The organism is Cytobacillus sp., from assembly GCF_032154635.1.
GTDB lineage: Bacteria > Bacillota > Bacilli > Bacillales > Cytobacillaceae > Cytobacillus.
Map to the genome: position 1 here is coordinate 33741 of NZ_JALDXW010000011.1, position 16493 is coordinate 50233.

General features: G+C 35.9%; 18 protein-coding genes. 3 read left to right on the forward strand and 15 right to left on the reverse strand.

Annotation, left to right across the window (positions count from 1 at the left end):
• Positions 1–12 precede the first annotated feature (12 nt).
• The 7 genes from RUH74_RS09815 to RUH74_RS09840 form a co-directional block, all read right to left on the reverse strand.
• Positions 13–966 carry a ribose-phosphate diphosphokinase gene (locus RUH74_RS09815; RefSeq protein ID WP_313800122.1) on the reverse strand — a complete coding sequence of 318 codons (954 nt, stop codon included), beginning with the start codon at positions 964–966 and terminating at the stop codon, positions 13–15.
• Between the two features lie 720 nt (positions 967–1686).
• Positions 1687–3066, reverse strand: a complete 1380-nt coding sequence (gene tet / locus RUH74_RS09820; protein WP_313800123.1) for a Tet(L)/Tet(K)/Tet(45) family tetracycline efflux MFS transporter — start codon at positions 3064–3066, stop codon at positions 1687–1689.
• A 36-nt stretch (positions 3067–3102) separates the two neighbouring features.
• Positions 3103–3165, reverse strand: coding sequence for a tetracycline resistance efflux system leader peptide (locus RUH74_RS24155; protein ID WP_396229978.1), 63 nt, complete (start codon positions 3163–3165; stop codon positions 3103–3105).
• Between the two features lie 92 nt (positions 3166–3257).
• Positions 3258–4073 (reverse strand): DUF2935 domain-containing protein, encoded by an 816-nt coding sequence (locus RUH74_RS09825; RefSeq protein WP_313800124.1) that lies wholly within the window; start codon positions 4071–4073, stop codon positions 3258–3260.
• A gap of 420 nt (positions 4074–4493) precedes the next feature.
• Positions 4494–4970 carry an NUDIX domain-containing protein gene (locus RUH74_RS09830; RefSeq protein WP_313800125.1) on the reverse strand — a complete coding sequence of 159 codons (477 nt, stop codon included), beginning with the start codon at positions 4968–4970 and terminating at the stop codon, positions 4494–4496.
• Between the two features lie 542 nt (positions 4971–5512).
• A complete protein-coding gene (locus RUH74_RS09835) occupies positions 5513–5635 on the reverse strand; it encodes a histidine phosphatase family protein (protein WP_313800218.1) in 123 nt (40 codons plus the stop codon).
• Between the two features lie 11 nt (positions 5636–5646).
• Positions 5647–6012, reverse strand: coding sequence for a GNAT family N-acetyltransferase (locus RUH74_RS09840; protein ID WP_313800126.1), 366 nt, complete (start codon positions 6010–6012; stop codon positions 5647–5649).
• Between the two features lie 456 nt (positions 6013–6468).
• Between RUH74_RS09840 and RUH74_RS09845 the strand changes: the two genes are divergently transcribed.
• Together RUH74_RS09845 and RUH74_RS09850 are read left to right on the forward strand one after the other, a co-directional pair.
• Positions 6469–6999, forward strand: a complete 531-nt coding sequence (locus RUH74_RS09845; RefSeq protein ID WP_313800127.1) for a helix-turn-helix domain-containing protein — start codon at positions 6469–6471, stop codon at positions 6997–6999.
• A 71-nt stretch (positions 7000–7070) separates the two neighbouring features.
• Positions 7071–7613, forward strand: coding sequence for an AAA family ATPase (locus RUH74_RS09850; RefSeq protein WP_313800128.1), 543 nt, complete (start codon positions 7071–7073; stop codon positions 7611–7613).
• A 399-nt stretch (positions 7614–8012) separates the two neighbouring features.
• On the opposite strand, the gene RUH74_RS09855 is transcribed toward RUH74_RS09850, so the two are convergent.
• The 5 genes from RUH74_RS09855 to RUH74_RS09875 all read right to left on the reverse strand — a co-directional run bounded on the left by RUH74_RS09855 (position 8013) and on the right by RUH74_RS09875 (position 12451).
• The gene (locus RUH74_RS09855; protein ID WP_313800129.1) at positions 8013–8909 is read right to left on the reverse strand and encodes a DMT family transporter; all 897 of its coding nucleotides are present in this window, start codon (positions 8907–8909) and stop codon (positions 8013–8015) included.
• Between the two features lie 122 nt (positions 8910–9031).
• Positions 9032–9874 (reverse strand): ADP-ribosylglycohydrolase family protein, encoded by an 843-nt coding sequence (locus RUH74_RS09860; protein ID WP_313800130.1) that lies wholly within the window; start codon positions 9872–9874, stop codon positions 9032–9034.
• An 8-nt stretch (positions 9875–9882) separates the two neighbouring features.
• On the reverse strand, positions 9883–10914 hold the full coding sequence (gene nadR, locus RUH74_RS09865; RefSeq protein WP_313800131.1) for a multifunctional transcriptional regulator/nicotinamide-nucleotide adenylyltransferase/ribosylnicotinamide kinase NadR: 1032 nt from the start codon (positions 10912–10914) through the stop codon (positions 9883–9885).
• A complete protein-coding gene (gene pnuC, locus RUH74_RS09870; RefSeq protein WP_313800132.1) occupies positions 10915–11610 on the reverse strand; it encodes a nicotinamide riboside transporter PnuC in 696 nt (231 codons plus the stop codon). It abuts the gene before it with no gap.
• Between the two features lie 58 nt (positions 11611–11668).
• Complete coding sequence (locus tag RUH74_RS09875; RefSeq protein ID WP_313800133.1) at positions 11669–12451, reverse strand: NUDIX hydrolase; 783 nt, start codon at positions 12449–12451, stop codon at positions 11669–11671.
• A gap of 275 nt (positions 12452–12726) precedes the next feature.
• On the opposite strand from RUH74_RS09875, the gene RUH74_RS09880 reads away from it, so the two are divergent.
• Positions 12727–12936, forward strand: coding sequence for a hypothetical protein (locus RUH74_RS09880; protein WP_313800134.1), 210 nt, complete (start codon positions 12727–12729; stop codon positions 12934–12936).
• Between the two features lie 90 nt (positions 12937–13026).
• Here RUH74_RS09880 and RUH74_RS09885 read toward each other — a convergent pair whose 3' ends face one another.
• From RUH74_RS09885 to RUH74_RS09895, 3 genes are all read right to left on the reverse strand, one after another.
• Positions 13027–14088, reverse strand: coding sequence for a C45 family peptidase (locus RUH74_RS09885; protein ID WP_313800135.1), 1062 nt, complete (start codon positions 14086–14088; stop codon positions 13027–13029).
• Positions 14089–14178: 90 nt separating this feature from the next.
• Positions 14179–15048: an MBL fold metallo-hydrolase gene (locus RUH74_RS09890; protein WP_313800136.1), complete on the reverse strand. Its 870-nt coding sequence runs from the start codon at positions 15046–15048 to the stop codon at positions 14179–14181.
• 242 nt (positions 15049–15290) lie between these two features.
• Positions 15291–16358, reverse strand: coding sequence for an LLM class flavin-dependent oxidoreductase (locus tag RUH74_RS09895; protein ID WP_313800137.1), 1068 nt, complete (start codon positions 16356–16358; stop codon positions 15291–15293).
• Positions 16359–16493: the final 135 nt, after the last annotated feature.

The window sequence follows — 16493 nt, forward strand, 5'->3', positions numbered from 1 at the left end:
TCACAAACTTTTCTATTCAAATAATGGACTTACTGCTTTTTGGTTATGAATCCGATCAATCGCTTCTACAAGTAATGGTGCGACAGATAAAACAGTAATTTTATCAATCCGTTTTTCTTCAGGCACTCTAATGGTATTCGTAATAACTAGCTCTTCAATGGATGAAGACTTTATACGATCGATGGCTGGCCCTGATAGAACGGCGTGTGTGCAGCAAGCAAAGACCGACTTCGCTCCATTTTTGATCAATGCGTTTGCACCAGTTGTAATGGTGCCTGCAGTATCAATTAAATCATCGACAATAATAGCGTTTTTCCCTTCAATATTTCCGATAATGTGCATAATTTCAGTTTCATCATGTTCTGGACGCCGACGATCAATTAAGGCAAGTGGCACATTCAATAGATTAGCCAGCTTTCTCGCCCGAACCACTCCCCCATTATGCGGAGCCACAATAACTAGATCCTCTATAGACTTTTTCTTAAAATAATCTGCAAGAATTGGAATCCCTGTTAAATGATCTACGGGTATGTCGAAAAATCCTTGAGCTTGTGGAGAATGGAAATCTATCGTTAATATTCTAGAAGCTCCAGCTCTCTCCAAAAGGTTGGCAATTAACCTCGCTGTAATCGGCTCCCGAGATCGGGCTTTTCGATCCTGACGGGCATAGCTGAAGTATGGCATGACAACATTGATCATCTTAGCAGAGGCCCTTTTTAAGGCATCAATCATAATAAGGAGCTCCATAATATATTCATTCGTTGGCTCTGAAGCAGATTGAACTAAAAACACTTCATTTCCGCGGACACTTTCTTCAATATGAATTTGAAGTTCTCCATCACTAAATTGCGTACTTGAACTTTTCCCAAGTTCACAGCCTAAATGCTGCGCCATTTCTTCAGCAAGTTCTCGATTCGAATTAAGTGCAAACATTTTGAAATTCGATTTAAGTATGTATGACACCATTTTTCCTCCAAGCTTAAATACAATAATTTTTGTTCCTTCTTCTATTTTACACGAAACGGACTGCTCAAGATACTAGATTAGGCGCTTCGATCTATCTATCGCAAATGTTCATCATATATTCTTATGAAATTTTTACTTAATTCATCATCATTAACAAGTAACCTATGTTTTAAATCTTGGGTACGCAATACAAATTCTTTTACTCCGATAAATTCAGATTCAGCCACAACATAAAATTTTGTCCCTTTCTCGTAGCTTTTAAAATCATGCTTCAAACAATATCTCTTCATCATGGATCCCCTGTTGTTCTTAAATCTATTACGTATTTCTTCTGACTGTATTTTGGAAACAAGCCAAGCTCTTATTCTTAAAACTTTAACTAAATGTATAAAATGATCCCATGCAAAAGGGAACATTTTATCATTATAGCATGAATTTCTCATCGGAATATTCATTGCAAGAAGTTTCTAAATTCATTAATTCTTTTGTTTAAAATATCTTTAAATCATTACTCAGCTAGTTCAGCCTTGAATATATACTACTTAAAACATAAGCAGAAATACACAGCATAATCCAGAGAAAATAATTACACTGCTTACAAAACTTTATTGGTTGTATTTTCTTTAATCTGCCCAATTATAAAACAAGGAGATTTGAATTTATATTATAAAAAAGGATCCATTTTGATTCTGCTTTATCAAAATGGACCCTACTTTGACCTTATTCGAATTTTCTCCTCGAATGTTTATATACATTCAAGATAACCAGCCAACTTATAGCAATGATTCCTGCCAAAAGTAATAGCATATTACTGTACAAATGAGTGGATTGATCAACATCAATAGGTAGAAGCCTTCGATCTAGTAAGTGTAAAGACAATAAACCACCTACAATCGCAATACCTGTACCCTCAGATAAAAAGCTGGTAAAATTCAGCAAACTCATTCCAGCACCAGCTTCCTTTTGTTGTAAACTACTTGACACAATGGTTGATATAACTGTTTTTGTGAATGAAAGCCCCCCAAAAACAAAAACTACTATCATTGTCATAAGCCATGGTGTAGCTTCTAAAAAAAAAGCAGCAATTATAAAGCTAATAGAAATAAATACAACCCCGATGGTTAGTACATACACAGAACCTTTCTTATCAACAAGTACTCCTCCAATATAACCGAAGATGATGACACTCATTGTTCCCGGAAAAAAAATCCCACTTCCAATCGCAATAGTACTTAATTGATGAACATCTTTCATCATATAAGGAACCATAGAGACAAACCCTGCTACAGTTCCAAATATAAGCCCGCCACAAAGGACTCCAATCATAAATAAAACATTTTTCCCCAGTCCAGGTTCAACAAATGGATCGGGTGCTTTCCTAATATGTTTTGCAAATACCAGGAAAGATAGAATACTAATAATCAGAAAGGAAATTCTATAGGTTGTTGTAAACATTATAAATAATACAATACCTGCAGTCATCAATAGAATTCCTGCAATATCAATATGACTCCTTACTCTATCGTCCTTTTTTAATAGTTTTATAAGAAATGGAATTGTGATAATCGTCATTGTAGGAATAAGCAACAAGTAAGACCAATGGATATAATGGGCAATTATTCCACCAATAGCTGGTCCAGCACCTTCCCCCATAGCTACTATGGAACCGATAAGCCCAAATGCTTTCCCCCTGTTTTCTTTTGGAATATAGCGTGCAACTACAACCATCACGAGAGCGGGAAATGCAGATGCACCAGTCCCTTGAATAAAACGGGCTAGAATTAGTATAGGAAAGAAAGAATGTCCCACAAACCCAATTACCGATCCAAAGCAATTGACTATTATCCCAAATAGAAGTAGCTTTCTGATCCCTAGTTGATCCGATAATTTTCCATATACAGCTGTTCCAACGGAAAAGGTTAACATGAAAGCTGTGTTCACCCAGTTTGTACTCGCTGGTAGTTTATTAAAGTCATTGGCAATATCAGGTAGAGAGACGTTCAAAACCATTTCATTTAATACACTAAAAAAAGACAGAACACAAAGCCAAATTAAAACTTGGTTGTATCGCAAAGTGGACTGTGAATAAGACGTATTCACATTTTACCCTCCAATATTAATGAGGGTTCACGCAGTTTATAGGGCCATTGATACGCTTCCCTCTTTAAATTGTACCCTGTTATATACATTGCACTTCATAAATAATTCCTCCTACATTTAATTGATATATTTTATCATATATAGACTAGGGTTTACATTTTTTTATTTTTTTACATTATGGTCGATGTATCTTACCAATAGAAATCTCTCCTTAATGAGCATTGACTAGCTTCATGCTGCAATTGGGGAGCATAGTGGCTCAATTTTTTAATAAAATAACAGGTTTCCGGAAAATGATGTATTAGAAAGCGTAACGTTTCCTTGTTTAAGAGCTTGTTTTCTCTATATTTCATTGTCATTGTATAGATAAACTGGCTCATTTCAAGTGTAGTTTTTCCAACTTCCAAAGCGAATTCAGTTTGTCTTGCAAAACCTGGCTCTTTAAACCGTAAATATCCTTTAAAATGATGATTTTGTACAATGAATGCCTGATATTTGCCGATATATAAATCTGCTTGTTTAGAAACCATAATTTCGATAGGATCAAGTAAATTTTTAAATAAGACTGCATGTCCCAGCTGGTCCTCCAGCCACAAGTCCATTAAATCAATTAGACTTAAAGGAACTGGCTCTGACCCTTTTATCAAGTAAGATAAAATTCTTAAATATTCCTGGTTTTCACTTAGTGTTCCATTAAGATAAGTTGGGGACAAGTTTAAATTCACTGCATTCTCAATTCGAAGGGCTTGAAGTGCCCCCTCAAAATCAAAATATCCTTTCACAACCGGCCAGGCCTTTCTTGAAAACTCTATTAATGCAGGATTGCTACGCAAAATTGCAGGTGATAAATGGTTCAATTGTTTCAACAAATCATCATACAAATGAATATATTGCTCAGCGGTTTGGACATATTCAACTTCACTCACTGATAAATGATCCCGGACAAAATAAGCATGGTCCTGAAGTATTTCTAACCAAAATAAATGCTCTTCCCATAATGAAATCATTTCTCCCTCCCCTTTCCTCTTGCTCCTCTCTCTAAATGTTATTGATGAGTCTAGAAAAACTGAACTATTGGGTTAGAAATGTACAATTTTTTATTCAATCAAAGGGAGACTATTATTTGAAAAAAGCAGATGAATTATTAATGTTCCTAAAAATCAGCTAACATGTTCAGGTATACTGTCGATCCTGCAAATTCGAACAAAATACTCATAGAAACACTTCTTTAGGTAAATCCTTTTTTATAAAGTTTAATAGATTGATTATTTACAAATATACTAATACATAATGATTCTCTAGTTAATTAAATAACAGTTTATAAAGAAAGTAAGAATTCCTCTCCCGAAATTGGCCATTATTTGTAATACTAAGGTCCAAAAAAGCTGCACAACCTCTCCTTGTTGAAGATTGTACCGTAATATGAATCACTTTAACTCTAAACGGAGTTTGTCTAACCTATAATCTTCAAGTAATTCGATACTTCTTTTGTGGTTCACATAGTTTTTGATTTGCTGGTTAATATTTGGTATCAATAAAATGGAGTCTAGTTCTTCTAGAGGAATCCACTTCACCGCTGATTGGTGTCGGTCAGGAAATTTGGGTAATCGTGGCTCTGAATGGTTCTTTATTTTACATTCAAAAATGAGATGTAAAGAGTGTTGCTCATTGAGGTTATAATCACCTGATTGTTTATAAGGGGTTAACTCATAAATTAATGCTAACGGTCCAACATCTACTTGAGCTGTAGTTTCTTCTAACACCTCTCTCGCAACCCCCTCCATTATCGTTTCACCAGGTTCCAGTCCTCCACCAGGTAAATTATAATGAATTCCGTTATCATCATATTCAACTAATAGTACAGAATTGTGTTCGATAATTAAACCGGTACACCGAATTCTCACATGCAACAAGATTTCACCTCATTTAATAAAGGATTACAGTTTGAACAATTTATGATTGTTATGAGATAAGATACTCCCAATAAAATAATTCATTCGTATATGAAAATCCCTTCCGATTTCAACTGATAACAATTAAACGAATTTAACGGCATTTAATTAAGATGATAAATTTATGTCTTGTTAAAATAATTCTTCAAACAGTTTAAGTACATATGTTCTCATGAACCTAACCTTATTTAATAATATATGTTTTATAATCACCAGTATCGGAGGAGAATTTTAAAATATTCCTATCTTGGGGCATTCCTTCAAAAAAAGCACCAATACAACCTGTTGTACATCTGTGACCAGATATAAGAATATTTATTTCTTTCTATTTAGATTTTCAAGTTCTTTCATAAAGCTAAATACTCTTTTAATAAATCTATTTGGGTCTTCAACACCATTATAGACAGAGGAATCAGGTAACGGACCTGCCATTTTTACTTCGCTAATATGTAATCTATCAGCTTCACCTAAATCAAAAACATCCAATCTATTATCTAAAACAGTTTGACCCCGGTAACAATTTTCGCTGTTTGTACCGCTCTCTCTTGAGGGGATGAAAAAACAAAATCAAAATTAATGCTCTGTAATTTATCTCTTAAAGCCTCTGCTTGTTTTATCCAGTACTCGTTTACTTATTATCTAATGCTGTCACCATATCCCACGATGTTCCATTTATACCGACTTTCTCAAATCCCTGCCTTTCATACAAACGACGAGCAGAATTGTTTGGGTCAACACTTAATGATAATGAGATAAAACCAGAATTCTTAGCTTTTCTAATCATTTCATTAAGAAGTAAAGTTCCTATCCCTTGATCTCTATATTCTGGTAGAACAGCCATGCTAAGTACTGGAGTGTTTTTGTCAATAAATCCATACGTTTTATTTGTTTCATCAAATAAACGTGTCCATATTGCTCCAACTGGTTTTTCACTTGAGTCGATCGCGACTAATGCTATATCCCCTTGTCTTCCCCAATTACATAAATACTTCAATATCTCGGGCTGATTTAAAATCTCTCATGAAGGCTGTACTTCTCCTTCTGCAATAAAAATGGCTTGATAAAGCATTTCCCATAAAAAATCAATATCCTGTTCCGTTTCTGTTCTTATCTTGTAATCTGTCAAGTTCATTCCTCCTTCTTATATTTAAAAAGCTAAATAAAGAAAACTTTTTATTGAAAAATGGCAGTTATAATGGAATATAGTTACTTTTAACTGGTTAATTTGAGGTGAATTTTTTTCGAACACTATACTGTCATTACCATAAGTATTCTATATATTCGATATTCTTTCTCCATTAAACTCTTTATACAATGAAAAACGAAATATTTTATCCAAAACCGCGTTATTTTCTAATTTTTTTACAAATAATGGTGTACTTTTATATCGTTCGATAGTAAAATATAATTGACTAATAAATATAATTTTATCAAATAGAGGTGTATTCTTATGAATTATTTAGACTTATATCTGCAAAGACATAATTGCAAAAGATATGATGTCTATAAAAAAACCGGTGTGAGTCAACAGTTACTTTCTACTCATCTTAATAAAAGTATTGAAAAATACTCAAGTAAAGTCATCATTGCGATTGCAGAAACATTAAATAAAACTCCGGGTGATGTACTAAATGAACTCTTAATTTTAGAGAAAGAAAAACCGATTTATGAAGCTTATAATCCAAATGATTTATTAGTGGGGTTAAAGTCAAAGTATGACAAGATCATAATAAAAGGAGCATACTACAAAGAGGTAAAAAAAATAATGAACACTCACCTTTCAGATAAAGAACTTTTAGGAGTGAATTTAGGGAGTGCTGGTGTGTTCTCTATTCTAATCTATGCGATTGAATCCGTCATGGGCTTGTTTAGTAATGCAGAAAAAATGGATAAGGAAATAGAAAAAAGGCTAAAACTGTATAAAATTATAGAAATGTCTGAACATGGCTTAGTTTTAGGTTTAAAACAATTAGATTATTAATTTAGTATTATTTTATATGAAATAAAAGAATGTTAGTAACAGAAAACCTTTTGAAAATAGGAGCGAACGTTATGAATAAAAGGAAGCTACCACTGGTTATTGCCATTGCTGGAGTCTCTGGTGGAGGGAAAACAACTATTGTAAAACATCTAAACGAAAGATTACATAATTCTAAAATACTATTTTTTGATGACTATGATTTTGATGGTCCTAGTGACATTATTGATTGGGTTGATAAGGGTGCTAATTATGATGAATGGAACTTAACTCCGTTAATTAGAGATTTAAAAGAATTGCAGTCTGAACCTTTAGAATACATTATAATTGATTACCCGTTTGCTTATAAACACTCTAAAACAAGTAAATTTATTGATTTAACTGTGTTTATTGATACTCCTTTGGATATTGCAATGGCCCGTCGAGTAATAAGAGATTTTAGAAATAATTCTACTGAAACGATTTTGACTGAAATGAAAAACTACATTTCACATGGTAGGCGGGGCTATCTTGAAATGCTTAAGACAATTAAACCGAATTCAGATATCATTGTGGATGGCACACTTTCGGTAACTAAAATTGGAAATAAAATATACGAGAGGATATTTAAGCAATAAGACCGATTATATAGAGTGCAACGTTATTATACTACCGAAATGGCAAAATCCCTGCTTTTTGATTCAGGGATTTTTTCTAGTTTAATAACTATGGTTTATTTGGGGAAATCTAGTGAATAAAGGCATTGCAGCTTGAAAGAGGAAAGCTCTTAATGCTTTGTATCGATTTCGACTTCGTCTGACCAATGAATGTATCAATGGTTTGTGGTTCCAGAATAACCGTTGCATCGAGTCAATAAATTAAGAAGTGTTCATTGCTTTTTATCAGAAATAGTTAAAGAGAGACTTTTTATATCAATGTGTAATTTAAAACTAAGAATAAAACCCTACTGAATAGACCAGAATAGTTTAGCTTTTTCTATACACTATGAGGGATGTTCTCTTGATTTTTAGGTCAAGCTATTCATTCATTTTTAAATTTCTATTAACTAGACTACTTTTCTGCTGAAAATTGCTATTTACAAGATAGATACCAATAATAATAAACATGCCGCCAACTATGTTTGATGGGTATAACGACTCCCCTAATAGGAACCAGCCAGATAATACACCAAAGAAAGGGGCCAAAAATAAAAAGGCACTTGTTTTTCCTGGTTCACCTTTTTGTAAAAGATAATACCAGACGGCAAATTGAACAATAGAAGACATCATACTTAACCATAATAAAATGAGCAATGAACTACTGTTTAAAATAAAAAATGGTGTTTCGAGAATAAAGCTACTAAGTAAAAGCAGGAATCCACCAAATAGCATCTGATAGGCGGATAAAACCCACGTATCGAAATGTAAACCCCATTTATTAGCTAATAATGTGGCAATTGCCCAAAAAACAGCAGAAAGAAGCCCAAAAAGAATACCAATCTTAAATTCAATTTGTGCCCCCATTGTTATACTTACCCCTACTAATCCAAAAAAAACACCAATCCATTGATAAAGTTTATAGTGTGTTTTTAAAAAGATGGTACCGAATACAACAACTAATAACGGGTTCATGAATGTAAGAATGGAGGATTCACTTGCTGTGATGGTTCGTAAACTCAAGAAAATACATCCCATAACACCTGCTGTTTGAAAAGCACCAATAATAAATACCTTTATCCAACTACTAATGGATGTCGGGTGCGGTCTTTTTAAAATGATTACTATTACTGCCATAATTATTCCAGCAAGTGTAAAGCGTAGTGCTGCTAATAACAGTGGGGATGAGTAAGGTAAGCCAATCTTAACTACAGCAAAAGAAGAACCCATCAAAAATGTAGTTAAGATTATTAGCAATGTAAATTTGAATGTATTCATTTTATATCTCCCAACGAATGTATTGTTCAATCTGCGATTATTATAACTGCTGCATATTCCAGCTATAATCGAAATATGGAATACAAATGGAGATAAATTAATAGTTTTGGAAACTATAACATTTAAAACAAACATTCATCAATCAATTCTTTATTTGCCAATTTTTCTACCCAATCAGAAGGAATCTGTTCATATCCGTATATGATGCCAGCAAGTCCGCCAGCTATTGCGGCAATTGTGTCAGTATCTTCGCCAAGATTTACCGCTTTCAGCACACAATCCCTATAGTTCTTTGTAGTACATACACACCAAAGGGCTGCTTCCAATGTATCTACGACATAGCCAGATGACTTGATATCCGGTTCGGAAAGCTGTGCCATCTTTCCCATTCTTTCAAACGGTTCTTTCCATGTCCAGCTTGAAAGAATGGATTGAATCGATTCGCCATGTATTAATAGCTTTGCGATTTTTACATATATGACACATGCCTCTTTCGATAAGAAGTGAGCATGGGTAAGGCTGGATACATCTCTAATTTCATCCTCTTCACATAGAATAAAAGCGAGGAGTAAAATTCGCATGAGCGAGCCATTTCCATTTGAAAAGATGTCGGTTTGTCCACATTTCAAAGGGGACGTGCCTAGACGATATTGTTCAATGGCAACTGCGGTTGTATTCCCAATATCGAATCGTTCACGATGAGCAGTGTAGTCTGCTCTTAAATACCACTGTACGAATTTACCCATCATATCATCAACATGTATAATTCCATTGTGTTCCTTTAGGGAATCGCAAGTTGCCAAAAGCATCGAGGTATCATCTGACCACGTCCCAGCTTTCTGGTTCCATGTCCCATACCCAACCATATCCGTACAGTGAAATGACCCTCTTTTTTTAAATTCAAAAGGCACTCCTAGTGCATCGCCTACTGCAAATCCATAAACGGCGTCTTTTAACCGTCTCATCTCATCACCTACACTTTAATTCCCAACGTTCTGTCAATCAGCTCTATCGATTTTTCCAAACGTTCTTGATATGTTCCGCCAATGCTTACAAAATCCATCCCATTTTCCTTTAATAGTTCCTTTAATCGGAGATTATTTTCCTCCCTTACCTTTTGTTGTCCATGCACTCTTAATCCATCATCCACCCACTTGACATCAGGCTCTAAATATAGGCATAGATCGTACTTTTGATTCCGAGCAATCTCATTTAGCACTGTTTGATGTTTTTGATTGTACAGCTCAGAGTAAAATTGAGTAACTACTGCTTCGGTGTCGATAAAAACAATTTTATTGGCATGTTTAATTGCTTCATATTCTTTCAGTTTATGGCCATACGCAATCATCGGGTAATCCTCTTCTAAAATGATTCCATCACAGCCTCCTAAGTCCTCACAATAATCTCTTCCATACTCTTTGACATATGTTGTGTTATAAATATGTGCTAGATTCTTAGTAAGGGTGGATTTCCCGCAGCTTTCCGTCCCTAAAATGACAACCTTCTTTATAAAATAAGGTTTGGATACATCGGGAATGTAATCCCAATAGGCAAATACCCCTTTTTCCCGAATCTCGGTTCCTGAAATGGGAACCTGCTCTCTTTTTTCATCGATTAAAATATGTTGCGCTTCAGGGTACAGCTCCTTAAAAATGGGGCCATATTCAGTTTCAGAGCTAAAAACAACATCAATTTCTCTCCCAATTGCTTTCCGAATTTTCAAGGATCCCTCTTTCCAATCGTAGTCCTCATTCCCATCCTGATCTTCTACATCAACGACCTTTATATTATTCATTTCCTTTGTTAATTGAGAAAGCCACCGCAGCCTCATCTTGCCTGGGATGTAGGATAAATTGCTTTCAGCACATAATTCCCGGTCCCTTTTTTCACTATGTGAAAGCACAACATATAATTCATCCACCATCGTAGACGCTTTAATAATCGAATACACATGACCTAGATGGAAGGGCAGAAGCTTCCCGCCAAAAAATCCCACTCGTTTCATTTACATCCCTTCTCTCTTCTGTTTTTTATAAACTTTAGACCAGTTATAATATCCATAAATGCTATTGATTAAAAAGGCTGACCACATTACAAGCATCGATACGTCGTTGCCACCTTGTAAAATCAGAGCTTTCAGCCACAGTACAATCGATAACACGTTCACCGCGATCCAAAATAACCATTGTTGTGTAAACCGTTTTAACATGAGGATTTGAGCGATAACAGATAAGGTCGTTGTGGCAGAATCAATCCATACTACATTTCCTCCTAGCTTTTTTAAGAGGAGCGCATATAGAATAAAGATTGCTAGAAACGATATAATCGTTCCGATCCATCCTTTTTTCGTTAAAACATTAATTTGGATATCTTCCCCTTTTATCTTGCGATCAGTTGAATGCTGCTTCCATAAATAGATACCGACAAATTGGAGCGGAAAATAAAACAGGGCATTGAGCATCACTTCACCATAAAGACCATAGCTGTACGCAATGTAGGCGTAGGTTCCTGTTTGAATGATGCCAAAATAATAGTTACTCACTTTTCCTTTTGCAACTAACACCACACATAACATTCCAGAAATGGAGGTGATCAGCCCAAGAATGGTATCGTCCCAGGCAAAAAATAGATAGATATTAGTTAATGTAAAAATTATAAGCCATAGCTTTTCAAAAGTAGTCCAATCTTTCATAATCTTCATTTTCATCGCTCCTCGAATTTTTTAATTAACAATTTGTTAATTATAACACTTAAAAAAATTAATATTTGGCATTATAAATTGATACATATGGCTCAAAATCATTAAATCGATACAGCTGTGCTTTATTTTTCGACCAGCGATTAGTCTTTTGCGGCTCTCCATCCTTCACGACTTTTTCGATAAAAGGAAGAGATGGTGCTTTCCGGAAAAATTGAGCATCAAGTTTAAGCCAAGGCTCATCCATAACAGTTAACAGGACCCCTTGCAGTTCCGATAGAACAAATTGCTTGGGTAAGAAATTTTTCGCGACAGTTGTTAAGGACATATCTTTTTTTATGAACCATAACGCTTCCTCAATAATTTGCTTATGATCAAAAGCTAAGTCCAGCTGAAACACTTCGTCCATAGAAAAAAGCTCTACCTCGGCTGCATCATCTGCAGCTCTCCTTTTGACCAGCTTATTTTCTGGCACAATGGCATAATGAGCATTTGAAATAATCCATCCCCGCTTATCACGTCCAAATTGGTCGTATACACCAAAATGCTTGATTCGTAATCCCATGATTCCTGTTTCTTCGCTAAGTTCCCTAACTGCTGCTTCATATGCGGTTTCTTCCGGTTTGATAAAACCGCCGGGCAATGCCCATTTTCCCCCTTCTATGTTGGGGTGGCCTTCTTTGGTTATTTCGGTTCGTTTAATGAGCATAATTTTTAATGTTTTTTCAGGAGGCTTATACGGGCCTACTTCGGTTGAAATAATCGTGAAAACGGCAATATCACTCGTATAGCCATCAGGCGTTCGGTAGTTACTTACATCATAATTAAAAGAATGATTGCTCATCTGCTTCACACCTTTTGTATTTAAATTAACAATTCGTTAATTGTTATCGATATAGTAACACAGCATTTATTAACTGTCATTAGCTCAAATTTCCTAATTTTAATCATTTTCTACTATAATCTAAAATGAACGCCTATTGATTCATCTAATGTATCTTTAAATATAGGCTTACGCATGCTATAATAAAAAACTTAGGATAATTACGATTTTACTCATTATTGAACGGATGCCCGAATAAGCCTCCGACTAGTGAAAAAATATGGAGGGGGAAGAAAATGAATAAGCGATGGACAATCGATAAAATTAAAGATTTTGTTGAGAAGAATTCGGATAGTAAGTTGCTAACAACGGAATATCACGGTTTTTCTCAAAAGTTACTATTTAAATGTGCATGTGGCAGTCATTTTGAAAAAACATTTACGAAATTTAAAAATAATCATCAACGGGAATGTGATGTGTGCCAACCGCCAAAAGCATCACGATAAACAAAGTGCCAATTTCTAATTAATAGAAGTTGGCACTTTGTTTATTGTGATGAGTGAATAAAATCAATGTAAAGAAAAAGTTTTCAATAATTAGCGATACCAGTCTGCCTGTTCCATATTAACGAAAGGAATATCCGTTTCAACCGTCCCTTGTATTTGCCTAATAGCGAGGTCTTCTCCATTCAACCAGTTAGAAAAGTCAATTTGTGTTGGTTCTTGGTCCCCACCTAGTGCAATCCAAGCTTTCAGTTCGTGCGGATAATAAGCGGACGTATGAATCGTTCCTGCCCAGCTCCCGTAAAGTTTTGAGAAAATCCCCCTATCTGTGTCGTTTAATAGCCTGAATGCCTCATGTCCACTTAACCCATCTCCTTGATGTTCTTCAATAACTTGCATTCTTTTTATTGAATCATCTAGAACGTGGCGATTCTCTTCCGTCATGATTTTAAAATGATTGGTGCATGCAATTCCGTTTCGCACCTCTATTCTTCTAGGCGAAGTCTCCACAATAAACGGCAACTCTCCTCTTGAATCGTATAAAACGTAGCTAAATGAACCGCGGTGTGGGATTTCTTTCAATAAGTCAACCGCTTCTTCTTTATTGACGCACAGTTCAAGAATTAGCCTGCCGATCATGTGACATATAAAGCCATCACCGGGACGTTTCCTATTCATAAAGGTATATCCCATTGCTAGACCTTTTTCGTTCATTCCATCAGATCTGCCAGTGATTTTCTGGCTCAAGCCAATTGTCGCATACCCCTTATCAATCGGTTGGAAAACAACACATCTGCCATCGTACGTTTTTGGATGATAATCATAATTGCGAATCATGTAATGGTCGCCAACAAAAATGGAGCACCCAGATGGATTAATATTCACTCTGTACCCGCCAAACTCCTGTAATACCCTTACCATTGGCCATTCCAAAGCATCCCGTAATCCTAGTAACTCTTCCCAAATCATTGGTGCGAGCCTCTGGAAAACTTGTTGAGTTTCATCGAGGTCAATCTTAAAGAGGGGCTTTCGTACCTTCCATTGCCGCTCCCTGTTTTTGATCAATATCGAATCTCTAAGAACTTCTCCTTGATAATAACCAAAATCATAATGTGTGCCACGAAATTGAATGACATCTGCAAAAACTTTTTTCATGATCATATCCTCCATTTATTACATTATATCTAGGGTACACGAATGAATAGAAAACTAAAGGTGAGGGAATTGGATAATCCATCCTGCTCATTAACCGATTATTCCCCCATCAAGTTCATACCCATTAATAAAATACTCAATGGTTTCAAGCTCATCTTCATTTAATTCTCGCTCAACTTGAGCTTTATATGCTTTGACAATAGCCTCATATCTCCCAGTAAATTGTTCAGTTAGCCTGGCGATATCCCGTAACAAAGCAGCCTCTTGCTGATATTCTAGCTTTGATACTGGCCTCCAATGCGAAAGAATATAGGTTTCAGCATCATATAAGTCGATCATATCTAAAAGCTCAAGTGTCCGTTTAACTGTGTGATTCCTTTTACTTGAATAAATATTTGCGTAAATGGAGTCACCTAAAAACAATATTTTTTCTTCCTTCACATAAACAATTACAGAATCTTGAGCATGATCCCCACCAACGTGCTGAAGTTGACAAGTGACTCCGCCAAGGTCAATCTGCATCATTGCTTCGAAAGTAATTTCTGGAAGTGTAATTCTAATATTCCTTTCTCTTCCATACTCTTCTTTGATAACATTTGCGCAAAATTCTATCTCCACACCAGACTGAACTCGCTCATCCAAGGCTACATCCGTCCATTCAAACGGAACCTGCTTTTCAATCTCAGTTTTAGTTTGTTTAGAAGCAACAGAAATCATGTCTAATGCAGATAATCCAAAACTATGATCCCAATGCCAATGTGTAAGCACTACTAAACTTGGCTGTGGAATTTTATTTATTTCTAACTCGTTTAGAAAATATTTGGCATGGTTTTCTGAATTGCCAGCATCGATCATTAAAGAACGTTTATCACCTATAACCACGCCCAAAATTGGCCGATCCGTCTCAGACACAGGTGTTAAATACCAAAACCGGTCACTGATCTTCTCTAAAGTTTGCATATACATTTCTCCTACTCACTTATTTATTTGGGTAGTTATAAAAACTTTTTTCCATACTAGAATACTAAACTATCAGCCAGCATGAAAGCAGGAATACAGTAAACCTATTTCCATAATAAAAAACAGCCAAGATTTCCTTAGCTGCATACTTTTGGTTCACTCAGAGTTTTTTTCTATCACTTAATTTAAATGTCTTAAAAATGGATATATTTTCTTATAGATATTGAATCAATAGTCAACTTTTACCTATGACTTTTTTCTTCTCCTTCAGCTTCCCATCTAGTTATCTCTTTTCGAACTAGAGGAGCCACTTCTTTCCCTAGCAATTCAATTGCTCTCATAACTTCCGCATGTGGCATCGTTCCAACTGGTACGTGCAGCATAAAACGAGTAATCCCTACGTTCTTTCGGAGGGAAATGATTTTTTCTGCTACAGTTTGTGGATCGCCAACATATAAGGCACCTTCAGGGCTGCGGGCATCATCAAAACTAGAACGAGTATACAGTCCCCATCCACGCTCTCTCCCTAATTTATTCATTACATACTGAGTGGATGGGAAAAATTTATCTGCTGCTGTTTCCGTGTCTTCAGCAATGAACCCATGTGAATGAGAAGCAATCGTCAGCTTCGATAAATCATGTCCAGCATGTGCCGCTGCTCTTTTATATAGCTTTACAAGTGCGGCAAACTGAAGAGGACGACCGCCAATTATAGCTAGTACAAGCGGAAGACCTAAAATTCCGGCACGAACAACAGATTCTGAATTCCCCCCGCTTCCAATCCATACGGGAAGGGGGTCTTGAACCGGACGCGGATACACGCCAAGATTTTCAATGACTGGTCGATGTTTGCCTTTCCATGTCACCTTCTCAGACGCCACAATTTTAAGCAACAAGTCCAGCTTCTCCTCAAATAACTCATCATAGTCGTTTAAATCGTAACCGAATAAGGGAAAAGATTCGATAAAAGAGCCCCTTCCTGCCATGATTTCTGCACGACCATTTGAAATGGCATCAACAGTTGCAAAATCCTGAAATACTCGCACTGGATCAGCTGAAGATAGAACAGTGACTGCACTTGTCAGTCGGATCCTTTCTGTTCGTGATGCAGCAGCTGCTAGTATGACTGCCGGTGATGAAGCTGCATAATCGATGCGATGATGTTCTCCTACCCCAAACACATCCAGTCCAACTTTATCCGCAAGAACAATCTCCTCTACTACCTCTCGAATGCGCTGTGCGTGACTCATGACTTCACCTGTTTTAACATCAGGTGTTGTTTCTACAAATGTACTTACACCAATTTCCATTTAAATTCCCTCCTATTTAAGTTACCCACCTTATTCATCTATTTTATGCTTAATCTTATCACCCTTTTTAGAAGTGAAGCGTGGGTTCCAACCTGCCGCTCTTAAATTAATAGTGCTATTTTCACGTTTTTTTAG